Origin of the sequence: Nocardiopsis tropica (assembly GCF_042660575.1) — a bacterium.
GTDB classification, from domain to species: domain Bacteria; phylum Actinomycetota; class Actinomycetes; order Streptosporangiales; family Streptosporangiaceae; genus Nocardiopsis; species Nocardiopsis tropica.
On sequence record NZ_JBHSUF010000004.1, the window covers coordinates 360914 to 382529 of the forward strand.

Annotated in this window: 17 protein-coding genes; 2 read left to right on the top strand and 15 right to left on the bottom strand. The window is 74.4% G+C overall.

Features of this window, described 5'->3' with window-relative positions:
* Positions 1-83: 83 nt before the first annotated feature.
* The 10 genes from ACFQBR_RS09080 to ACFQBR_RS09125 all read right to left on the bottom strand — a co-directional run bounded on the left by ACFQBR_RS09080 (position 84) and on the right by ACFQBR_RS09125 (position 11827).
* The gene (locus tag ACFQBR_RS09080; RefSeq protein WP_378552787.1) at positions 84-977 is read right to left on the bottom strand and encodes an HpcH/HpaI aldolase/citrate lyase family protein; all 894 of its coding nucleotides are present in this window, start codon (positions 975-977) and stop codon (positions 84-86) included.
* Positions 974-2182 (bottom strand): CaiB/BaiF CoA transferase family protein, encoded by a 1209-nt coding sequence (locus ACFQBR_RS09085; RefSeq protein ID WP_344177454.1) that lies wholly within the window; start codon positions 2180-2182, stop codon positions 974-976. Before ACFQBR_RS09085 ends, ACFQBR_RS09080 begins: the two co-directional genes overlap by 4 nt.
* On the bottom strand, positions 2179-4299 hold the full coding sequence (locus tag ACFQBR_RS09090; protein WP_378552790.1) for an SUMF1/EgtB/PvdO family nonheme iron enzyme: 2121 nt from the start codon (positions 4297-4299) through the stop codon (positions 2179-2181). The genes ACFQBR_RS09085 and ACFQBR_RS09090 overlap by 4 nt, the downstream gene beginning before the upstream one ends.
* Positions 4296-5663, bottom strand: a complete 1368-nt coding sequence (locus tag ACFQBR_RS09095; RefSeq protein WP_344183362.1) for an ADP-ribosylglycohydrolase family protein — start codon at positions 5661-5663, stop codon at positions 4296-4298. The genes ACFQBR_RS09090 and ACFQBR_RS09095 overlap by 4 nt, the downstream gene beginning before the upstream one ends.
* Positions 5660-6850, bottom strand: a complete 1191-nt coding sequence (locus tag ACFQBR_RS09100; protein WP_344183360.1) for an ADP-ribosylglycohydrolase family protein — start codon at positions 6848-6850, stop codon at positions 5660-5662. Before ACFQBR_RS09100 ends, ACFQBR_RS09095 begins: the two co-directional genes overlap by 4 nt.
* A 130-nt stretch (positions 6851-6980) precedes the next feature.
* A complete protein-coding gene (locus ACFQBR_RS09105) occupies positions 6981-8252 on the bottom strand; it encodes an ABC transporter substrate-binding protein (protein WP_344183358.1) in 1272 nt (423 codons plus the stop codon).
* A 47-nt stretch (positions 8253-8299) separates the two neighbouring features.
* Positions 8300-9127 (bottom strand): carbohydrate ABC transporter permease, encoded by an 828-nt coding sequence (locus ACFQBR_RS09110; protein ID WP_267949689.1) that lies wholly within the window; start codon positions 9125-9127, stop codon positions 8300-8302.
* A 2-nt stretch (positions 9128-9129) separates the two neighbouring features.
* Positions 9130-10092 carry a carbohydrate ABC transporter permease gene (locus tag ACFQBR_RS09115; protein WP_344183356.1) on the bottom strand — a complete coding sequence of 321 codons (963 nt, stop codon included), beginning with the start codon at positions 10090-10092 and terminating at the stop codon, positions 9130-9132.
* Entirely contained in the window at positions 10089-11147 is a 1059-nt protein-coding gene (locus ACFQBR_RS09120; RefSeq protein WP_344183354.1) for a LacI family DNA-binding transcriptional regulator, read from the bottom strand. Before ACFQBR_RS09120 ends, ACFQBR_RS09115 begins: the two co-directional genes overlap by 4 nt.
* A 239-nt stretch (positions 11148-11386) precedes the next feature.
* A complete protein-coding gene (locus tag ACFQBR_RS09125) occupies positions 11387-11827 on the bottom strand; it encodes a nitroreductase family deazaflavin-dependent oxidoreductase (RefSeq protein ID WP_344183352.1) in 441 nt (146 codons plus the stop codon).
* Positions 11828-12136: 309 nt separating this feature from the next.
* On the opposite strand from ACFQBR_RS09125, the gene ACFQBR_RS09130 reads away from it, so the two are divergent.
* A complete protein-coding gene (locus tag ACFQBR_RS09130) occupies positions 12137-15208 on the top strand; it encodes an alpha-mannosidase (RefSeq protein ID WP_344183350.1) in 3072 nt (1023 codons plus the stop codon).
* Positions 15209-15231: 23 nt separating this feature from the next.
* Positions 15232-16011: an IclR family transcriptional regulator gene (locus ACFQBR_RS09135; RefSeq protein WP_344183348.1), complete on the top strand. Its 780-nt coding sequence runs from the start codon at positions 15232-15234 to the stop codon at positions 16009-16011.
* Positions 16012-16095: 84 nt separating this feature from the next.
* On the opposite strand, the gene ACFQBR_RS09140 is transcribed toward ACFQBR_RS09135, so the two are convergent.
* The 5 genes from ACFQBR_RS09140 to ACFQBR_RS09160 all read right to left on the bottom strand — a co-directional run bounded on the left by ACFQBR_RS09140 (position 16096) and on the right by ACFQBR_RS09160 (position 21521).
* Positions 16096-16851 carry a metal-dependent hydrolase gene (locus ACFQBR_RS09140; RefSeq protein ID WP_344183345.1) on the bottom strand — a complete coding sequence of 252 codons (756 nt, stop codon included), beginning with the start codon at positions 16849-16851 and terminating at the stop codon, positions 16096-16098.
* A gap of 453 nt (positions 16852-17304) precedes the next feature.
* Positions 17305-18165 carry a carbohydrate ABC transporter permease gene (locus tag ACFQBR_RS09145; RefSeq protein ID WP_344183343.1) on the bottom strand — a complete coding sequence of 287 codons (861 nt, stop codon included), beginning with the start codon at positions 18163-18165 and terminating at the stop codon, positions 17305-17307.
* Between the two features lie 5 nt (positions 18166-18170).
* Positions 18171-19109, bottom strand: coding sequence for a carbohydrate ABC transporter permease (locus ACFQBR_RS09150; RefSeq protein WP_344183341.1), 939 nt, complete (start codon positions 19107-19109; stop codon positions 18171-18173).
* 23 nt (positions 19110-19132) lie between these two features.
* Positions 19133-20485, bottom strand: a complete 1353-nt coding sequence (locus ACFQBR_RS09155) for an ABC transporter substrate-binding protein (RefSeq protein WP_267949679.1) — start codon at positions 20483-20485, stop codon at positions 19133-19135.
* A gap of 28 nt (positions 20486-20513) precedes the next feature.
* Complete coding sequence (locus ACFQBR_RS09160; RefSeq protein WP_344183338.1) at positions 20514-21521, bottom strand: LacI family DNA-binding transcriptional regulator; 1008 nt, start codon at positions 21519-21521, stop codon at positions 20514-20516.
* Positions 21522-21616 lie beyond the last annotated feature (95 nt).

Sequence of the window (21616 nt, forward strand, 5' to 3'; positions counted from 1 at the left end):
ACCCTGACACGGGCTCCTGAGCCGAGCAGCACGCGGTCGGGCAGAGGAGACAGTGATCCCGCACATCCGGCACGGAACCCCTGTCAGGGGGCGGAACCCGACCCGAACGGGACCTCCACCGACCTGGAGGCGGCCCGACCGGCCAGGGCCAGCACCGCGCGCGCACGCTCGACCATGGCGGCGTCGAGGAAGGTCCCGTCGGCCAGGACGACCACCCCCGTCCCCGCGGCGGCGGCCCCGGCGACGCTCTCCAGGACCGTGCGCGCCCGCTCCACCTCGTCCGGCGAGGGCAGGAACGCGGCCCGGATCGTGTCGAGCTGGGCCGGGTGGATCGCGGTGCGGCCGCAGAAGCCGAGCGCGCGCCCGGCGCGGCACGAGGCGGCGAGGCCCTCGGGGTCGCGCACGCGCGTGTACGCCGACATGGCCGGCGGGGGCAGCCCGGCCGCCCTGGCCGCGTTCACGACACGGGCGCGCGCCCAGGCCAGGCCGTCCTCCCCGTCCACCCGCAGGTCCGAGCGCAGGTCGGCCTCGCCGAGGCCGATCGACGCGACCGCGAGCGAGGCCGAGGCGAGGTCGAAGGCGCGCTCGACCCCGAGCGCGGACTCCACGAGCAGGTGCAGGGCGCGGCCGGGCAGCGCGTCGGCGAGCGCCCGCACCTCCTGGGCCGACTCGGCCTTGGGCACGCGGGCCCCGACGCCGGCGGGCAGTCCGGCGAGCGCGGCGACGTCGGCGTCGTGCCACGGCGTGGAGCGGTGGTTGATCCGCACCTGGACGGGGCGGGTCGCGGAGGCGAGCAGCCGCACGGCGTCGCGCCGCGCCCCGTCCTTGCGGGAGGGGGCGACGGCGTCCTCCAGGTCGACCAGCACCACGTCCGCGGCGGAGCCGAGCGCCTTGGCCACCCGGTCCGGCCGGTCGGCGGGCACGTACAGGAGCGTGAGGGGAGGCGCCGCGCCCGGGTCGCGCGCCGCGCCGCTCACACCTCCCCCCGCTCCCGCAGCTCGGCGATCCGCTCGGGCGCGAACCCGAGCTCGCCGAGGACCTCGTCGGTGTCCGCGCCGTGGGGTCGGCCCGTGAAGCGCACGACGCCGTCGTTCTCCGACAGCCGGAACAGCGGGCCCTGCATGAGCATCGGCCCGAGTTCGGGGTCCTCGACCTCGTGGACCGTCCCCAGTTCCCGGAACTGGGGGTCGGCGACGATGTCGGACGCGTCGTAGACCGGGGCGACCGCCGCCTGGGCCTCCTCGAACGCGGCGACGACCTCGTCGCGCGTCCTGCGGGCGATCCACCCGCCGACCGCCTCGTCGAGCTCGTCGGCGTGGCGGGCACGGTCGGCGCCGCGCGCGAACCAGGGCTCGTCGACCAGGTCGGGGCGGCCGACGAGCCGCACGACGCGCTCGGCGATCGACTGGGCGGAGGTGGAGACGGCCACCCAGTGCCCGTCCCCGGTCCGGTAGGTGTTGCGGGGCGCGTTGTTGGACGAGCGGTTGCCGGTGCGCGGCTGGACCGTTCCCAGCTGGTCCCAGCGGGTGATCTGGGGTCCGAGCACGGCCAGGATCGGCTCGATGATCGCCGTGTCGACAACCTGTCCGCGCCCGGTCCCCGCGCGGGCGGACAGCGCCACCATGACGGCGAACGCGGTGGCGAGCGAGGCGACGCCGTCGGCCAGCCCGAACGGCGGGAGCGTGGGCGGCCCGTCGGGCTCGCCCGTCATCGCGGCGAACCCGCTCATGGCCTCGGCGAGCGTGCCGAAGCCGGGCCGCGTCCGGTAGGGGCCGATCTGGCCGAACCCGCTGACGCGCGCGAGCACGAGCCCGGGGTTGCGCTCGCTGAGCTCGTCGTAGCCCAGTCCCCAGCGCTCCAGGGTGCCGGGGCGGAAGTTCTCGACGACGACGTCGGACTCCGCGGCGAGCGCGAGGAACACCTCCCGCCCGCCCTCGCTCCCGAGGTCGGCGGTGACGGTGCGCTTGTTGCGCCCCAGCGTCTTCCACCACAGGTTGACGCCGTCCTTGGCGGCGCCGTGCGTGCGCGAGGGGTCGGGGCGGGAGGGGTGCTCGACCTTGACGACGTCGGCGCCCATGTCCCCCAGGTGCATGGCGGCCATGGGGCCGGCGAAGAGCGTGGAGGCGTCCACGACGCGCAGGCCGGCGAGTGCGCCCGAGGAGGGATCGCGCGAGACGGTCACGCGACCGCCTCCCCGGTGCGCTCCGGCGCCGAGGCGGGGGGCGCCGTTCCGGGAAGGTCTGTGGCCGGCAGGTCCCACGCGCAGCGGAAGCCGACGGTGGCGCCCCGCGCCTGGCCCAGGCCGGGCAGCAGCAGCTTGACGCTGCGGTCGGGGGCGTGGCGCCCGCCCTCGACATACCAGTCGGACCCCTCGGCGGCGTAGTCCGCGCCGCCCTTGAGCATGACGAACCGGGTCCGGCCGTCGCTGTGCTCGCTCTCGGTCCAGTTCCAGACGGCGGGCTCCCCGCGGCGCAGTCCGCCGGCCTCGCCGGCGAGCTGCCACTCGTCCTCCGTGGGCAGGCGTCCGCCGCGCCAGGCGCAGTACGCCCGCGCGTCGTCCAGGTCCACGAACGACACGGGTTCGTCCTCCGTCCCCGGGGCGGGGCGCCCGTCCTCCCAGTGCGCGAGGAAGCGGTGCGGGAACGCGGGCTCGTAGCCCGTGGCGTCGAGGAACGCGGCGAACCCGGCGTTGGTGGCCTCGCTCGCGGCGACCGCGACGGGCGCGGACAGCACCCCGTCCCGCTGGAGGGTGCGCGCGTCGTGCAGGCGCGGCGGGAGCGGCTTCCACTCGTCCACGTACGGGGCGCCCTGGTACATGCCCGTCTCCCGTGCGCGGTAGCGCACGGTGAGGACGTAGGGCCCCGCGGGCACCACGGCGGCGTCCGGCTCCGGGCCGCCCACCGCGTGGGCGCCCGCGACCGCCGCTCCGGCCACCGGGGCCGCCGGGCGCAGCCGCGCGGCGAGGCGGTGCCGGAACCGCGCGTCGGGGTCGTGCGGTGCGGCGGCGAGCAGGTCGAGCAGGCCGGGCAGCCACTCGGGCTCGGGGGCGCCGTCCGCGACGTGCAGGAGCGCGGCGACGCCCCGTCCGGGCACGGTCACCCGTCCGGCCTCCGCCCGCCCGCCGCCCGTGAGGTCGACGAGCGTTCCGCCGTGAGCCTGCGCGCCGCCCGCGTGCGGGAGCACCGGGCCCGTGTGGTCGGCCTCGCCGCGGTTGACGAGCGTCCACAGGGTCAGGCCGTCCAGCTCCCACCGGGAGGCGTACACGCCGGCGGCCTCCGCCTCGGGGGCCAGCTCCGCCAGGGGCGTCCACTCCCCGTCGAGGAGGAGGTCGCCCGCGGCCCGCTGGACGGCCGTCATGCGGCTCACGGTGGCCGCGTCGCGCGGTGACCAGCCGACCCAGACCCCGAACACGACCTCCCACACCATGACGCCGACCCCGTTGAGCCAGGCCGACTGGAGCTCCTCGGAGTGGTCGCGGTGCCAGCGGCGCACGTGGTGCTGCATGTGGCGCCGCTCGTACCAGTGCGCCCTGAGCACCCCGGGCACGGGCGAGTCGGCGAAGAACTGCGCCCACGAGGTGGCGTGGTCCTCGATCCGCTCGACGGCCAGCTTCGACTCGCCCTCCAGGACCACGCCGGGCCGGGCGGCGTCCAGGCGGGCGACGAGGTCGGGGTCGGCCTTCTTCAGGGTGTCGAGGAAGACGCCGTCCGCGCCCAGGTCGGCGACGAGCGACGCGAGCTCGGTGACGTCGTCGGCGCCCCGGCGGGTACCGACGTCCCAGGGGTTGTAGTCGACGAACACGTGCAGTCCGGCGCGGTGGAGGGCCTCGACGAGGCCCCCGGGGCCCGCCAGGCCGGGCACGTCGCGGTAGTGGTCCCACTGGTTGCGGTCGTCCAGGCCGATCACCGGGTAGGCGTGCCAGAGCACGACGGCGTCGAGTCCGCCGAACCGCTCGCGGGCGTCGGCCAGGAAGCGCTCGGGGGTGAACCGGTGCTCGTCGAAGGAGTACAGCAGCTCGTCCCACAGCCACACCTGCGCGACGGTGTGGCAGCGGGCGGCCCACGCCGCCCCGGGGTGCTCGTACACGGCGCCCCGGTAGCCGTGGCGGGTCCGGGCGTCCTCGCGCCACGCGTGCAGGCGCTCCCGCCAGGCGGGGCGGTCGGCGGGGTCCGCCGGGGCCGCGAAGACCTTGGCCTCGTCGAGGGCCCGGAGCCGGTCCGCGGAGGGTTCGCCGTCGAGCGGAACCTCGGTGGGGAGGTCGATCGGGCGGGGGACGAGCGGGTCGAACAGGTAGGTCACGGCGTGCTCCTCTCGGTCGTGGCGGCGGGGGCCGCGAGGGCCGCGGTCCGAGCGGCGAGGTCGTCGATCCGCTGTTCGCCCCCCGGGAGCGAGGTCGCGATGCGGCCGTCGAGCGGGTCGGACCACCGGGCTCCGATGCCCCGGGCGCCCCTGAGCGCGCCCACCACGCCGCCGACGGTGGCCGCGGCCGAGTCGGTGTCCCACCCGGCCGTCACCGCGTGCGAGACGCTCGGGCCGAACTTCCCCGCGCCGCGGGCGAGGGCGTACGCGATCACGGCCGCGTTGTTGAGGACGTGCACCCAGTGCAGGTCGCCGTAGGCGTCGTGGAGCCGGTCGAGCCCGGCGCGCACGTCCCCCTCCCCGGCGGCGTCGCGCCCCAGCCGGACGGCCGCGGCGAGGCGGCTGTCCGGCGGGACGGCCGCGTCCGCGGCGTCCAGGACCTCGTCGACCGTGTCGTGGACCATCGCCGCCGACGCCAGCGCCGCCGCCCACATGGCCCCGTAGACGCCGTTGCGGGTGTGGCTGAGCCTGGCGTCGGTCCAGGCGAGCCAGGCGGCCCCGCGCACGTCGCCGGGGCTGGCCCACCCGAGGACGTCGGCGCGGATGAGCGCCCCGATCCACTCGCGGAACGGGTTGCGGTGGGTGGCCGTCTCCGGGACGGGGCGCGCGTCGAGGATGTTGCGGTAGGCGGCGCGCTCGGCCGTGAAGACGCGGCCTGCCGGGAGGTTGTCGAGCCAGAGCTGGGCGACGTCCTCGGTCGTGAACCCGCGCCCGTGCCGTTCGAGGAGGGCCAGGGCGAGGATGGGGTAGTTGAGGTCGTCGTCCTCCGGCATCCCGTCGATGTTCTCCTCCAGGGACGTCGGCGCGCTGCGGCGGTTCCACGGCCAGCGGGCGGCGATGCCGTCGGGGAGCCCCACGGCCGTGAACCAGCGGTCGAGCGGCCAGCGCCCCGTGGAGCGCAGGATCTCCTCGATGCCCTCGCGCGGGATCTTCTCGACGGGTTTGCCGAGCAGGCATCCCGCGGCGCGGCCGGTCCAGGCGCCGCGCATCCGCTCGCGGAGGTCGCCGCCGGGGGCGGACGGCCGGGGCGCCGGGGGCAGGACGGCCTCGATGCCGGCCCAGTCGTCGGGTTCGCCGGGGGCGGCGGGGACGGGCAGGGCGGCCAGTTCGTCGAGCAGCGCGCGTGCGAGTTCTCGCAGCTCCGGGGAGGCGGGCACGGGTCCGGCGCCGCTCACCGCGGGGACGGGGTCGCCCCCGGCGTCGGCCCACCGGTCCCGGATCGCGGCGACGTCGCGCCCCTCGGCGGCGGACTGGACGAGTTCGTGCGCGAGCAGGTCCTCCGGCTGCGCCCAGGTGAGCCTCATGTCGTCCCTCCCGCCGGGACCGCGGCCGGCGCGCGGTCGATCGCGTCGATGTCCCGCAGGCGGGCGGCGGCCCGCTCACGGTCGGCGCGCAGGATGTCGGCGGCGGCGGAGGCCATGAGGCGGCCGGTCTCGCGGATGTCCATGCGGCTCGCCTCCTCGACCGCGTCGAGCCAGTCGGCGGGGACGGCGGACGTCCCACCGAGGCCGGCGCAGACCGCGCCCGCCATGACGGCGATGGAGTCGGCGTCGCGGCCGTAGTTGACGGCGCCGAGCACCGCGCCCCGGTAGTCGCCCCGGTGCCCGAGGACGAGGCCCAGCGCGGCGGGCAGCTCCTCGATGGCCTTGGTCCGGGAGGGGCGGCGCGCGTCCATCGACATCTGCCGGTAGGCCGGGCCCACCGAGTCGAACGGGGCGACCGTCTCGCGGACGAGCCGTGCCAGGGCGCGCTCCTCCTCGTCGGTGCGGGGCGGGGCGTCCCAGCCGTCGAAGGCCCCGACGACGGCGCGCAGCGCGGCGGCGGTGCCGTCGTGGGCGACGTCGAGCGCCGCGGCGACGACGTCGTCGAGGGCGGCCCCGGGAGCCACGGAGGCCGCGACCATGGCCGCGAAGACCCCGGCGGCCTCGCGCCCGTAGCTGGACTGGTGCGCGCCGGTGAGGTCGATCGCCTCCGCGTAGGCGCCCCGGGGGTCGCCCGGGTTGGCCAGGCCGACGGGCGCGACGTACATCGCCGCGCCGCAGTTGACGACGTTGCCGACGCCCGCCTCGCGGGGGTCGACGTGGCCGTAGTGGATCCGGGCGACCATCCACTTCTCCGCGAGGAAGACCCGCTGGAGCAGCAGCGCGGTCGACTCCAGCTCGGGGACCCAGCGCGGTTCGCCGATCATGAGCGGGACGAGGTCCTCGGCCACCGCGTAGGCGTCCAGGTGTGCCCGCCGCTTCGCGTAGACCTCCACCAGGGCGCGCGTCATGAGGGTGTCGTCGGTGACGTGTCCGTCGCCCTTGTGGTACGGCGCGATCGGGCGGGCGTTGCGCCAGTCCGGGTACCACGGTCCGACGATGCCGGTCACCCGTCCGCCGTGGCGCTCCTCGATCTGCCCGGGCGTCCACCCCTCGGTGGCGCCGCCCAGGGCGTCTCCCACCGCCGCTCCGGTGATCACGGCCACCGCTCGGTCGTCCAGCCAGGTCACGGTCCCACTCCCCTGTCGTCGTTCGTCTGCGCTGCGGGCCCGTCTTCGCGGGCCCGCCCACTCGTCCGTCCCGGGACGCGCCCGGGACTCCCCGTGCCGGGGGCGTGGCGCCCCCGGCCGCTCCGGGTCCCTACCGCGTGATCTCCTCCCAGCCGTTCTCCAGCTCGGCCGCCAGGCCGTCCGCGTCGATCTCCTGGGCGAGGAACCGCTGGTAGGCGGGGGTCGCGACCGTGTCCTTCCACTGCGCGTAGGCGTCGACGAACAGGTACGGGGAGGACTCCAGGTACTCGCCCGAGGCCAGGACGGCGTCCCAGCCGTTCTCGCCCTCCAGGGAGGAGCCCATGACCTCCCTCGCGGAGGTCGTCGCCGGGATGAGCGAGTCGGCCTCGTTGAGTGCCGCGAGGTTGTCGGTGGAGGTGAAGAACTCGATGAACGCGGCGGACTCCTCGACGTGCTCGGAGTCGATGTTCACCGACAGGGTCTGCGGGTTCGCGGCCTGCCACGGGCCCGCGGGCCCCTCCAGCGGCGGGAGGACGACCCAGTCGAGGTCCTCGGGCGCGTCGGCGGCGATGTTGGCGGCCTGGAAGGAGCCCTGGACCGTCATGGCGACGTCGCCCGCGTAGAAGGACGGGAGCGCCTCCGTGCCCGACTGGGTGAGCGTGACCGGCAGGATCGACCGGTCCTCGTGGGCCATGGCGTCGACGAGCTCGGGCAGGGCCATCTCCCCCTCCCCGATCGTCAGGGCGGCGTCGGGGCCGGAGCCCTCGAAGTAGCTCCCGCCGAAGGCCGGGGCCATGGCCATGAACACGGCCGTGGGGCTCGACAGGCCCCAGCCGAGCCCGTGGGCGTCGGGGGTGGTCGCGGCCAGCGCGATCTCGCGCAGGTCCTCCCAGGCCATGGTCTCGCCGGTCGGGACGTCGACGCCCGCGTCCTCCAGCATGCCCCGGTTGGCGAAGACCACGTAGGACTGCATCTCGGTCGGGTACGCGATGACCCGGCCGTCGACCGTCACGGAGTCGAGGACGCCCGGGGGGATGTCGCCGCGCGCCGCCTCGGACATGTGGTCCGAGAGGTCGGCGAGGTAGCCGTCGACGGCGAAGGGGACGACGCCGGCGGCCTCGTAGTGGATGATGTCGGGCGCGGCGCCGCCGTTGAACTGGGTGATGAGCTTGTCGTAGATCCCGTCCCAGCCGGCGGGGACGATCTCGACCTGCGTGTCGGGGTTGGCCTCGTTCCAGGCCGCGACGATGCTCTCCGTCGCCTCGATGGCGGCGGGCTGGTCCGAGAGGGACTGGAACTCGAGGGTGACGGGGCCGCCGTCCCCCTCGCCGGAGCCGCAGGCGGTGAGGAGCAGCGTCGCGGCGGAGAGTCCCGCGGCGACGGACACGACGCGTGTCTGCATGGGTCTACCTTTCGTCGGGGGGTGCCGGTGGGCGCCGGTCGCGGGGGTCATCCCTTCACCGCGCCGGCCATGAGCCCGCCGGTGAGCTTCTTCTGCATGATCGAGAAGAAGACGATGCTCGGGATCGCGGCGAGCACCGATCCCGCCGCCAGCGGCCCGAGCGCCACCTTGCCCTCGCCGCCGATGAACATCTTGAGCGTGATGGGCAGGGTGTAGTTCTCGGGCGACTGGAGCAGCACGAGGGCGAAGAAGAACTCGTTCCACGAGGAGACGAAGCTGAACATGGCCGTGGCGACGACGCCCGGGGCCAGGAGCGGGAGGATGATCAGGCGCAGCACCGTGAGGCGGTCCGCGCCGTCCATGGCCCCCGCCTCCTCCAGGTCGACGGGGATGCCGGACACGTAGCCCTGGAGCATCCACAGGGCGAACGGCAGCGTGTAGGTCGTGTGGACGAGGGTCAGGCCGACGAGGCTGTCGGTGAGCCCGATGGTGCGCAGGACGAGGAAGAGCGGCAGGATGACGAGGATGACCGGGAAGACCTGGCTCACGAGGATCCAGCCGACGCCCGCCGTGCGGACCCTCCCCTTGAGCCTGGCGAGGACGTAGGACGCGGGCAGCGCGATGAGGACGACGAGCGCCGTCGACACCAGGGCGACGAACACGCTGTTCCACGCGGACCGGACCAGGCCCTGCCGGGCCAGCGCCTGCGCGTAGTTCTCCCAGTGCCACTCCTGCGGCAGCAGGCTCACGGTGAGCGAGTTGAGCTCACCCGAGGACTTGACCGAGGCCGAGATCAGCCACAGCAGCGGGAAGCCCAGGAAGAGGACGTAGAACGCGAGGGCCGCGTACTGGGCGGGACGGACGAGGGAGCGCACGGTCAGCCCACCTTGCCTTCGCGGTCGTCGCGGAACTGGGACCGCAGGTAGAACGCCAGGAGCAGCACGACGACGATGACGAGCACCATGCCCATGGCCGCGGCGTAGCCGATATTGCGGTTCTTGAACGCCTCCAGGTACGTGAACAGCATCGGGAGCATCGTGCGGCCGCCCGGACCGCCCTCGGTGAGGACGTACACCAGCGAGAACGAGTTGAAGTTCCAGATGAAGTTCAGCGACGTGATCGAGGCGACGATCGGCCGCAGGCCCGGCAGGGTGACGCCGGTGAACCTGCGCCAGGCGCCCGCACCGTCCATGGCCGCCGCCTCGTGCAGCTCGGACGGGATCTGCTGCAGCCCGGCGAGGAGGGTCACGGTGGTCTGCGGCATGCCCACCCAGACGCCGACGACGACCACGGCGGGCAGCGCGGTCGAGAAGTCGGCGAGCCAGTTGACGTCGTCGGGCAGGCCCAGTGCGCCCAGGGCGGCGTTGAGCGGCCCCGCGTTGGGCGAGTAGATCATCTGCCACATGATCGCCACGACGACCGGGGGCATCGCCCACGGGATGAGGGCGAGGACGCGCGTGAGGCCCTGGAACCTGAGGCCGGCGTCGAGCAGGAGCGCCAGCCCCATCGCGGCGACGAGCTGGAGCAGCGTCACGGAGACGGCCCAGACCATGCCGATGCGGAACGACTCCCAGAAGTAGGAGTTGTCGAGGAGGCTCACGAAGTTGTCGACGCCGACGAACTCGTAGTCCGGGCGGCGCACCAGGCGCGCGTCGGTGAACGCCAGCGCGATGCCCATGACCAGGGGCGCCACGCTGAGCACCAGGATGGGCAGCAGCGAGGGCATGACCAGGGCGGCCGCCTCGCGGCGCCGCGCGCGGGCCGTACCGCCCGGCCGGGGCGGGGCCCCGCGCGCGGGGCGGGGCGGGGCCGTGCCCCGCGGTGAGGGGGGCGCCGTCATCCGGCGCCTCCCCCTGGCGCGGCGGCGCGGGCCGGCGCCGGGGCCGTGGACTCCCGGACGACCAGCCGGGGTCCGACCGAGGCCGTCTGCGGCTCGCCGGCGTCCCCGTCGACGAGCCGCAGCATGATCCGCGCGGCGGCGCGCCCGCGCTCGTCCGAGCCGAGCGAGACGCTCGTGAGGCTGGGCTGGAAGACGCGGCCCAGCTCGGTGTCGTCCATGCCCGTCACCGCGACGTCCTCGGGCACGGACAGGCCGAGTTCGCGGGCGGCGCGGATGGCGCCGATGGCGAGGAGGTCGTTGGCGGCGACGACCGCGTCGAGGCGGGCTCCGCCGTCGGGGGCGCCGGCCAGGAGCCGGTGCGCGGCGGCCACGCCGGCCGCGACGGTGAAGTCCTCGGCGAGGGCGACCTCCACGCGCTCGGCGGTGGACCCGGGGTCGGAGGCGGCGGCGTCGAACCCGCGCCTGCGCGCCTCGCCCGGGGTCGTGTCGGGGGGGCCGTTGAGGAAGCCGATCCTGCGGCGGCCGGTCTCCAGCAGGTGCCGGACGGCCTGGCCGATCCCGTCCGCGGAGTCCGTGGACACGGAGTCGATGCCCTGGTCCCCGAGGGAGCGCCCGATGACCACGACCGGGACCGGCGCCTGCTTGATGGCCCGCACCAGCCCGTCGTCGGTGCGCAGCGGGCTGAGGACCATCCCGTCGACGAAGCCGCTGCCCAGGCTGCGCACGAGCTCCGTGGCCGAGGCGGGGGTGTCGCCCGTGGTCATGACCACGACGCGGTAGCCGTGCGGGGCCAGGACCTCGTGGATGGCGGTCATCATCTCGACGTAGACGGGGTTGCCGATGTCGGCGACGGCGAACGCGATCTGGAAGGTCTTCCTCAACCGCAGGGAGCGGCCGGTGACGTCGGGGCTGTAGCCGAGCTCGGCCGCCGCGGCGCGTACGCGCTCGACCATCGCCTCGCTGGCCCCGCTCCCGTGCAGTGCGCGGGAGGTCGAGGCCAGCGAGACCCCGGCGCGTTCGGCCACCTGGATCAGGGTGGCGCGTGATGACGTCATCGCGGCTCCAGTCACGCTGTGCTCCGGAAGGGCTTGGAAACGTTTCCAGAAACATGGCGCAATGTGCCCGACATCTCCTGGAAACGTTTCCGGGAAACTATCGTGACCCAGTTCACCCTGTCAACAGGTTCAACTCCCCCACCCCTGGTCGCCGGGGACGGGAAGGGCCGCGCACCCCGTTCCCGGGTGTGCGCGGCCCGCGGACTCCTAGGCCGCCGGTCGGCCGGCCGCTCAGCCGGTCATTCGGCCCGGTCGACCACGAAGACGGGGATGAGGCGGTCGGTCTTGCGCTGGTAGTCCGCGTAGTCGGGGAAGGCCGCGACGGCCCGCTCCCACCACTCCTCGCGCTCCGCTCCCCCGACCTCGCGCACACAGGCCGCGAAGGGGGTGGGGCCGTCCTGCAGGGTGACGGCGTCGGGGTTCTCGCGGAGGTTGTGCACCCACATGGGGTCCTCCGGGGCCCCGCCCTGGGAGCCCACGAGCGCGTAGCGCCCCCCGTGCTCCACGCGCATGAGGGCGATCTTGCGGATCTTCCCGGTCTTCCTCCCGCGCATCGTCACGATGACGACCGGCAGGCCGGTGTCCCCCAGGGTGTTGCCCTCGGCCCCGCCGGTGCGCTCGTACAGGGCGACCTGCTCGCGGACCCACGCGGACGGGCTCGGTTCGTATTCGCCTTCCACGGCCTTCTCCCTCTGGGCGTGTCCTCGGCGTGCGGGCGGCCCGCCCGCCTCGGACGGTCGGCGCCCCGGCCCGCGCGGCGACCGTGGCGCACGGGTGCGACCCGGTCGCGGGCGCCGCGCCGCCCCTTCGGCGGGGCGGGGCCGTGAGGCCCCGGCGGAGCACCCACATGGTGCCACGGCGGCCCCGCGCGGGGGCGGGCGACGCGGCCGGGACCGGGCCGCCCGCTCCGGCCGGGGCGTTGACGCGGTCTCCACGGCGGTGACAACGTACCCACCACCTGTCAGGGGACGATCGAACGGAGAACCACCGTGCACGACGACCGGCGGCTGACCGAGGCCCGGCTGCAACGGGTACTGGGCGAACGCGTGTGGCCCGCGATCTACACGAGGTCGGTCCCCCTGGAGGTGGCGCGGTGGGACGCCCCCGGCGAGCCGGTGCCCGCGGCGGAGGGGATCGCCGCGGACCACGTGCCCGCCCGCGTCGGCGACGCCTGGGGGCCGGCCTGGGGGACGACGTGGTTCCGGCTGCGGGGTGAGGTGCCCCGGGAGTGGGCCGGGCTGACGGTGGAGGCCGTCGTCGACCTGGGCTTCGACAGCGGCATGCCGGGCTTCCAGAGCGAGGGGCTCGTCCACCTCCCGGACGGCGCCGTCGTCAAGGGCCTCAACCCGCGCAACGCCTGGATCCCGGTCGGCTCTCCGGCCGGGGGCGGGGAGGCCGTGGAGTTCCACGTGGAGGCCGCGGCCAACCCCGTCATCCTCGGGAACCCGCCGTTCCGGCCCACGGAGCTGGGCGGGGGACGGGGGCCCGCGGACGAGCCCCTGTACCGGCTGGCCCGCGCCGACCTGGCGGTCTTCGAGACGGCGGTGTGGGAGCTGGCCATGGACCTCGACGTCGCGGGCGGGGTCATGCGCTCCCTCGACACCGGCGACCCGCGCCGCTGGGAGCTCCTGCGCGCCCTGGAGAGGTCCCTGGACGCCCTCGACCTCCACGACGTCCCGGGCACGGCCGACCGCGCGCGGGAGGCGCTGGCCCCGGCCCTGCGCTCCCCCGCGGCGGCGAGCGCCCACCGGGTGTCGGCGGTGGGCCACGCCCACATCGACTCCGCCTGGCTGTGGCCCGTGCGGGAGACCGTGCGCAAGGTGGTCCGCACCAGCGCCAACGCCGTCGCCCTCGCGGAGGACCACCCGGGGTTCGTCTTCGCGATGTCCCAGGCCCAGCAGTGGGCCTGGCTCAAGGAGCACCGGCCCGACGTCTTCGCCCGGGTGGTGCGCGCGTCCGAGGCCGGGCAGTTCGTGCCGGTCGGGGGCATGTGGGTGGAGTCCGACACCAACATGCCCGGCTCCGAGGCGCTGGCCCGGCAGTTCAGCTTCGGCAAGCGGTTCTTCCGCGACGAGCTGGGCGTCGACACCCAGGAGGTGTGGCTCCCCGACTCGTTCGGCTACTCGGCGGCGCTCCCCCAGCTCGTGCGGCTGTCGGGCTCGCGGTGGTTCCTCACCCAGAAGATCTCCTGGAGCCGGACCAACGCGTTCCCCCACCACACGTTCTGGTGGGAGGGCATCGACGGCACACGCGTCTTCACCCACTTCCCGCCCGTGGACACCTACAACTCCGAGCTCACCGGCTCGGAGCTGGCACACGCCTCCGGCAACTTCCGGGACAAGGGCGGCGCGTCGCGGTCCCTGGTGCCCTTCGGACACGGCGACGGCGGAGGGGGCCCCACCCGGGAGATGCTCGCCCGCGCCCGGCGGACCGGCGACCTGGAGGGGTCCCCCCGGGTGGAGGTCGAGCACCCCTCGGAGTTCTTCGCCAAGGCCCACGCGGAGTACCCCGACGCACCCGTGTGGCTGGGCGAGCTGTACCTGGAGTTCCACCGCGGGACCTACACGAGCCAGGCGGCCACCAAGCAGGGCAACCGGCGGTCCGAGCACCTGCTGCGCGAGGCCGAGCTGTGGGCCGCGACCGCCGCCGTGCGCACCGGCGCCCCCTACCCGTACGAGGCCCTCGACCGGGTGTGGCGGACGGTCCTGCTGAACCAGTTCCACGACATCCTGCCCGGGAGCTCGATCGCGTGGGTCCACCGGGAGGCGGCCGAGTCCTACGCGGAGGCCGCCGCCGAGCTGCACGGGATCGTCGCGTCGGCCCAGGGGGCGCTGGCGGAGGAGCCCGGCGGGGACGGCGGCACCCTGGTGTTCAACGCCGCCCCGCACGAGCGCGACGGCGTGCCCGCGCTCGGCGCGGTCCCCGCCGCGCTCACGGGCGCGCCCGGCGCGGCGGCGGCCTCGGTCGACGCCTCGGACGGCGGCTTCCTCCTGGACAACGGGCTGCTGACCGTGCGCGTGGACGGCCGCGGGCTCGTCACCTCCGTCCTGGACAGGGTCGCGGAGCGCGAGGTGCTGGCCCCGGGGTCACCGGGCAACCTGCTCCAGGTGCACCCCGACCTGCCCAACCAGTGGGACGCCTGGGACGTCGACGCGTTCTACCGCAACACCGTCACCGACCTCACCGGCGCCGACGCGGTCGAGGCCCTGGAGCCGCGGCCCGGGGGCGCCGCCGCGCTGCGCGTGGCGCGCACGTTCGGCGCGTCCTCGGTCGTCCAGGTCCTGTCCCTGAGCCCCGGCGCGCGGCGCCTGGACGTGGAGACGGTGGTGCACTGGCACGAGCGGGAGAAGTTCCTCAAGGCGGCCTTCCCGGTCGACGTCCGCGCGGACGAGTCCTCCTCGGAGATCCAGTTCGGGCACGTGAGGCGGCCCACCCACTCCAACACCTCGTGGGACGCGGCGAAGTTCGAGATCTGCGCGCACCGGTGGGTGCACGTCGGGGAGCCCGGCTACGGCGTGGCGGTCCTCAACGACTCCACCTACGGGCACGACGTGACCCGCGCGGTCCGCGGGGACGGGGGCACCACGACCACGGTGCGGCTGTCGCTGCTGCGCGCCCCGCGGTTCCCCGACCCGGAGACGGACCAGGGCGAGCACCGCTTCCGCTACGCGCTGGCCCCGGGCGCGACGGTGGAGGACGCGGTGCGCGAGGGGTACCGGATCAACCTGCCCCCGCGCGAGGTCCCCGGCGGCGGCGAGGTCGAGCCGCTGGTGCGCGTGGACGACCCCGGGGTGGTGGTGGAGTCGGTCAAGCTCGCCGACGACCGGTCGGGCGACGTCGTCGTGCGGCTGTACGAGGCCCGGGGCGGGCGGGCCCGCGCGACGGTGGCGCCGGGCTTCCCGTTCGCCGGGGTCCGCGCGGTGAACCTCCTGGAGGAGGAGTACGAGGGAGCGCCCGGACTCGACGTGCGGACCGCGTCCGGCGACGGCGGGCACGGGCACGGTTCCGTGGCGTTCGGGCTGCGGCCGTTCCAGATCGTGACGCTGCGGTTCGCCCGGTAGCGCGGCCGTCTAACCTGGCACGCATGCACAGGCAGAGCACCACACCCCCCGGCACGCAGACGCTGCGGCGGGGGCTCGACGTCGTCGCCGCCGTGGCGCGGGGGGCGTGCGACCTCCGGGCGGTGTGCGAGAGGACGGGGATCAGCCGCAGCACCGCGCACCGGCTGCTGCAGCTGCTCGTGCAGGAGGGCTACCTGCGCCGGGGCCCGGAGAACACCTACCTGCTGGGCCCCGCGCTGATCGAGTACGGCTTCCTCGCCCTCCAGCAGAACCCGGTGCCCCTGGTGGCGCGCCCGGTCCTGGAGCGGCTCTCCGGGCGGTACCGGGACACGGTGCACCTGGCCATCCGCGACGACGACGAGGTGCTGTACCTGGACAAGATCGCGAGTCTGCGCGGCGCGGAGACGCGTTCGCGGATCGGCTACCGCATGCCCCTGACCACCACGGGCATCGGCAAGTCCCTGATCCTGGACGAGGGGGAGGAGGTCTGGGAGCGGCTCTTCGCCGCCGAGCGGGAGAGCGGCGGTGGCGGGGACCGGTCCCTGGACCGCTTCCTGGAGACGATGCGCCGCTACCGCAGGCTGGGCGCCACGATGGACCTGGAGGAGAACGAGCCGGGCATCCGCTGCGTGGCCGCCCCCGTGCGGGACGGCAGCTCGTCCGGCGTGGCGGCGGTCAGCATCGCCGCCACCCGCCCCTACATGCCCGTGGAGCGCATGCGCGCCCTGGTCCCGGTCCTGCGCGAGGCGGCCGAGGAGATCTCCGGGCTCCTGGGGTACCCCTCGGCGGGGTCCCCGGCCTGACCCCGGCCCGGCGGGGCCCGCCCTCGCGCCGCAGGCGGGAGGGGCGCCCGGCCACGTCCGTGGGGACGGGGCCGGCGACCTGCCTCACGCCGCAGGCGGGAGGGGCGCCCCCAGCGCCAGCAGCACGGGGAACCCGATCAGCGCCCCCACCCTGATGGCGTCCTCCACCCTGCTCCGGCCGGTGTGGAAGGCCACCGGTGAGCGCAGCATCCACCACCGCTTGCCCCGCACCGTGAACGGCCAGGCCAGCGGCACGCCCGACCGGGTCAGCCAGTCCCCCAGCACGTGCGTCAGCGCGCCCGCGAACACCACCAGGCCCACGAGCCACGGCGCGGGGCCGTAGCCCTCCACGAGCAGTGTGCACGCGCCGAGGACGAGGGCGGCCACCAGCGCCGCCCGCCTGCGCCGCCGGACCGTGCCCCACGCCCTCCAGGGCCGGACCACGGTCCCCAGGCCCAGGGCGGACATCGCGAACACCACCGCGGCGGCCCCGAACGGAGCCAGCGCCGCCCCCAGCGCGACCAGGCCGAACACCAGGCACGCCGGGACGGTGTGGGTCAGGTGGCGGTGTCCGCCGTCTTTGGGCGCCTCCAGCTCCCGCGGGGTGGCCGTGCGGCGGTAGACCCGTCTCGACAGGCCGCGCAGGCCGGTCGAGACCAGTTCCGTCACCCGCCCGAGCGAGCGCCCCGCCGAGGAGCCGGGCTCGTCCAGGTCGGGGAGGAGCGCGGCGCCGGCGCCGACCGCGGCGCACGTCAGCGTGACGGGCACGTCCGCGCCGCAGAGCAGGGCGACGGCGCCGCCCGCCAGCACGCCGGTCGCGGCGTGCGAGGTACCCATCATCGAGGTCTCCGTAGGGGGTGGGGAGGTCTGCCTCCCCGACCCTCTCTCGGACGCGCGACAGCGCTGCGCCCGGGGCCCCGTCCACGCCCCGCCGGGCGGGGTGGGGCCGGTGCCGTCATGGCGCTGCGCGGCCGCGGGGAGCCGGGCGCCGAAGGGGTGCGTGCGGCCGAGCGGGCGCCTGTCCCCGAACCCGATGGGGGCGCTCGTCGCCGTCGGGAGCCCCGCCGCCGTCGACACGGTCTTCTCCTGAGCGCGCCCGCCCCGGGCCGGCGCCGCTTCGCGCGGCTCCGGCCCGGGTGGGCGTGCCCCCTGCCCTCCGCACGGGCCGTCAGGCCCGGCGGGGGCTGCCCGGGCGGGCGGGCGCCGAGGCGCCCGGCCGTCCGGGGCCGGACCCGTGCCCTAGGACGGAGGGCGCGGATCCGGCGGCTTCGGGACCCCTCGCGGGGCCCCTGGTCAGTTGGCCATGCCGGTGGACGCGTAGCCCGACACGAAGCGGCGCTGCATGACGAGGAAGACCGCGAGCATGGGCAGCAGCATGATCAGGCCGGCCGCCGCCACCAGGGCGTGGTTCACGGTGAAGCCCTGCTGGAACGAGTACAGGGCGATCGAGACCGGCAGCGCCTCGGAGTCCTGGAGGAACGTCACCGCCAGGAGGAACTCGTTGTACGCCTGGAGCCCCGCGACCAGGCCCGCCGTGAGCAGCCCGGGCCAGATGAGCGGCAGCACGATCCGGAAGAACACGGTGAGCTCCCCCGCGCCGTCCATCCGGGCCGCCGCCTCGTAGTCCGGCGGGATGGCGATGAGGTAGGACCTCAGGAGCAGCGTCGCGAAGGGGCTGTAGATCGCCCAGTAGATGAGGATGAGGCCGAACTGGGTGTCGTACAGTCCCAGCCGCGTCCACCACGACAGCAGCGGGACGAGGAACAGCTGGATCGGCAGCGAGGTCACCACCAGCAGGTACATCGTGATCGCCCCGGGAGCGGGGACGTCCAGGCGCACCATGGCGTAGGCGGCGGCGCCCGAGATCAGGCACACGCCGACGGCGGTGCAGGCCACGATGACCGCGCTGTTGGCCAGGCCGGTGGCCATGTTCGCGCTCTGCCACGCGGTGGTGAAGTTGTCCCAGGCGGCGTCGGCGGGCAGCCCCATCGGGTTGGTGCTGAGCTCCGCCGGGGTCTTCAGCGCGCTGAAGACCATGACGACGATGGGCCCCAGCGCGTACGCGGCGAGGATCACCAGCAGCAGGTAGGTGAGGGGGCGGCCCCGGTCCAGGAGACGCGCGGCGCGTCTGGCCCGTGTCGGTCGTGCGGGCATCGGGGTCACACCTCCCATCGGAGTCGGCGGCGCAGGACGAGGTAGCCCGCGATGGTGACGGCGCTGATGACCGCCATGACGACGCCCACGGCGGAGGCCACGCCCGCCCGGGACTCGCTGAACGCCGTGCGGTACAGCAGGGTGCTGAGCATGTCCGTGGAACCAGCCGGGCCGCCCTGGGTGAGGATGTAGACGAAGTCGAACACCAGGAACGACCAGATGATCGTCATCAGGAACAGGAAGACGAGGGTCGGCCGGATCCCGGGCAGGGTGACGTGCCAGAACTCCCGGAACCTCCCGGCCCCGTCCAGGCGGGCCGCCTCGTACAGCGACGGGTTGACCGACTGCATGGCGGTGAGGAAGAGCATCACCAGGAAGCCCCACCACTGCCAGTTGTTGATCATCGCGATCGCGCCCAGGGCCAGGTCGGGGTCGCCCAGCGCGTTGGCGTCGCCCACCCAGGGCACCCCGAAGGAGGCCAGGGCCGGGCCGATGCCCGCGTCGGGGCTGAGGATCTGGCGCCACACGGCGGCCGAGACGACGGTGGCGACCACGTACGGGATGAAGAACGCGATGCGGAAGAGGGTCCGCCCGCGCCGCACGCGGCTGAGCAGGTAGGCGCCGAGCAGGCCCATCCCCATGGGCACCGTCAGGAAGAACAGCGTCCACACCAGGTTGTGGCCGAGGGCCCGGTGGAAGGCCGGGTCGCCGGCCAGGGCCTCGTAGTTCGCCGTGCCGACGAAGTCCGGGGTGTTGATCCCGTCCCAGTCGGTGAACGAGTACGCGACCGACATCATCGCCGGACCGGCGATGACGAGGACGTTGACGATGAGGAGCGGGGCGAGGAACAGCAGGCCCGTGAGCCTGCGGTTGGGGCCTCGCCTGCGGGCCGGGGGGCGGGGCGGTCGGACCGCCCCGCCCGTCCCGGTGACAGCGACGGACATCGGGTGGGGTTTCCGGTTTCTCTCTACTGCGGAGTGAACGGCGTCGGCAGGCCGCCGGCGCCCAGCTCCTGCTCGAAGCTGGTCTTGAGGAAGTCCGCGTACGCCGACGGCGACATGTCGCCGGTGATGACGCCGTCGAACTCGGTGTAGAGCGCGGTGTTGGTCTGCGGGGGCAGGAAGGTCCAGCTGGCGTAGCCGATGTTGTCCGACGCGGGGATCTCCTCGTACAGGCGCTGGGCGCGCGGGTCGATGCCCTCGGGGAAGTCGTCGGCGCCGTAGGCGACGGGCGGCGGGTTCTCGCCCTGCTCGGCCAGGTAGCCCAGGGAGCGGGAGGTGTCGCCGACCAGGTGGTCCAGGAAGGCGGCGGCGGTGTCGGGGTCGCTGCTGTCGGAGCTGATGGACAGGGCGGTGCCGATCGCCATCGGGAACACGCCCGGCTCGACGCCCTCGGCGAGCGAGGGCAGGGGCGCCCAGTCCCAGTCCTGCGGGTCGTTGCCGGAGTCGGTGAAGAACGTGCCCATGGAGCTGAAGCTCCACGTGCCGCTCATGTACATGGCGACGTCGCCGTTGGCGATGCCGGTGCACATGTCGGGGTCGGTGTTGGTGAACCAGCGTTCGGCGCCGCCGCCCCACCAGCCCTTGTCGATCTGGGACTTCATCGTCTCCAGGGCGTCGACGACGGCCGCGTCGTTCCAGTCGCGGTCCCCGGTGAGGATCTCGTAGAGGTTCTGGGGGCCCACGGCGGCGTTGAGCACGCAGCTGAGGTACCACTCGCTCTGCGCCGGGTAGCCGCTGTTGCCGGCGCCGACGGGGATGATCCCCTTGGAGTCGGCGTCCTCGCACAGGGCCTCGAACTCCGCCTTGGTCGTGGGCGGGGTCCAGCCGTTCTCCTCGAAGACGGCGCGGTTGTAGTACATCACCAGCGAGCCGTAGGAGGTGGGCACGGACTGCATGGCGTCTTCCACGCGGCTGAGCTGCTGCGCCCAGGGGAGCAGGCGGTCGTTCCAGCCGTACTGGTCGGCGTAGTCGTCCAGGGGGATCGTGCGGTTGCCCTGGGCGTAGGACACCGTGGTCGTCGGGCCGGGCGAGTAGATGATGTCGGGGGCGTTGCCGGAGGAGACGGCGGTGTCGGTCTGCGAGGCCAGGTTGGTGAGCTGCTTGGTGGTCATCTTGACCTGGCGCTCCGACGACTCGTTGAACGTGTCGATGAAGTGGGTGCGGAAGTACTCCTCGGTCTCCGGGGTGGGGAAGGCGCCCCAGTAGTCGATGGCGGAGGAACCCCCGCCGGAGCCGCCGCACCCGGTCAGGAGCCAGGCGCCCGCGAGGGCCCCTCCGGCGAGTTTGAAGGCGTCACGGCGAGGAAGGTGGTGGGTCACAGGGGATCCTTTGGATCGTGCACGGTGTTCAGGTGGATTCGCGGACGATGAGCTTCTGGGGGAGGACGACCTCGCGCGCCCCCTGGGCGGGGCCTTCGGAGAGGCGTTCGAGGATCAGCCGGGCGCAGGTGCGCCCGATCTCCCGGGCGGGGTTGTGGACGGTGGTGAGCGGGGGCGACAGCAGCGACGCCGCCTCGATGTCGTCGAACCCGGTGACCGCGACGTCGCGGGGGACGCTCAGGCCGCGCTCGCGGACGGCGTCCAGGGCGCCCACCGCTATGAGGTCGTTGGCGCAGACCAGGGCCTCGGGCGCCGGGTCGAGCGCGAGGAGGGCGTGGGCCCCCTCCACCCCTCCGGCCCGGGTGAAGGGGCCGGAGACGACGAGGGACTCGTCGAACTCGACCCCGAAGTCGCGCAGGGCCCGTTCGTAGCCCGCCAGGCGGAGCCGTCCCGGTGCGGTGTCCGAGTCCCCGTTGACGAAGCCGATCCTGCGGTTCCCGCGTTCGAGCACGTGGGTGACGGCGTCCGCCATGCCTCCGGTGTCGTCGGCCCGCACGATGTCGCCGAAGCGCGGGTCGAGCTCACCGCTCAGCCGGACCAGGGAGGCGCCGGCGTCGGTGATCGCCGCGTAGTGGCGCTCCTGGGCGGTCAGCGACGCCAGGACGACCCCGTCGACCTTGCGGTCGAGCAGGTGGCGCAGGGCGGCGTCGAGGTCCTCGGAGTTCTCCCGGACGCTGCAGATCGAGATGAGGAAGCCCTGGGGCTGGAGCACGTCCTGGAGCCCGGCCGCCATCTGGGGGTAGAAGGGGTTGGTGACGTCGGAGACCACCAGCGCGACGGCCTCGCTGCGTCCGGTCCGCAGGCCTCTGGCCGAGGGGTCGGGCCGGTAGTCCAGCTCCTGGACGACCCGGAGCACCTTGGCCTTGGTCTTGTCGCTGACCGGGCGCCGCCCGCTCAGGACGTGGGAGACGGTCGTGATGCTCACACCCGCACGCGCCGCGACGTCGGCGATGCCGGCCCTGTTCTCCTTGCTCATCTCTCTCGATTCGCATCGTATGCAAAACGTATTGCAAAAGGGTAGGGTTCATAGTGGCCAAAAACGGTGTGCAGTGTCAAGACGAGTATCCCCCT

Excerpts from the sequence above, each read along its gene's own strand:
- ACFQBR_RS09095 (WP_344183362.1), bottom strand. The coding sequence starts at position 5,663 with ATGAGGCTCACCTGGGCGCAGCCGGAGGACCTGCTCGCGCACGAACTC.
- ACFQBR_RS09105 (WP_344183358.1), bottom strand. The coding sequence starts at position 8,252 with ATGCAGACACGCGTCGTGTCCGTCGCCGCGGGACTCTCCGCCGCGACG.
- ACFQBR_RS09115 (WP_344183356.1), bottom strand. The coding sequence starts at position 10,092 with ATGACGGCGCCCCCCTCACCGCGGGGCACGGCCCCGCCCCGCCCCGCG.
- ACFQBR_RS09120 (WP_344183354.1), bottom strand. The coding sequence starts at position 11,147 with ATGACGTCATCACGCGCCACCCTGATCCAGGTGGCCGAACGCGCCGGG.
- ACFQBR_RS09135 (WP_344183348.1), top strand. The coding sequence starts at position 15,232 with ATGCACAGGCAGAGCACCACACCCCCCGGCACGCAGACGCTGCGGCGG.
- ACFQBR_RS09140 (WP_344183345.1), bottom strand. The coding sequence starts at position 16,851 with ATGATGGGTACCTCGCACGCCGCGACCGGCGTGCTGGCGGGCGGCGCC.
- ACFQBR_RS09145 (WP_344183343.1), bottom strand. The coding sequence starts at position 18,165 with ATGCCCGCACGACCGACACGGGCCAGACGCGCCGCGCGTCTCCTGGAC.
- ACFQBR_RS09150 (WP_344183341.1), bottom strand. The coding sequence starts at position 19,109 with ATGTCCGTCGCTGTCACCGGGACGGGCGGGGCGGTCCGACCGCCCCGC.
- ACFQBR_RS09160 (WP_344183338.1), bottom strand. The coding sequence starts at position 21,521 with ATGAGCAAGGAGAACAGGGCCGGCATCGCCGACGTCGCGGCGCGTGCG.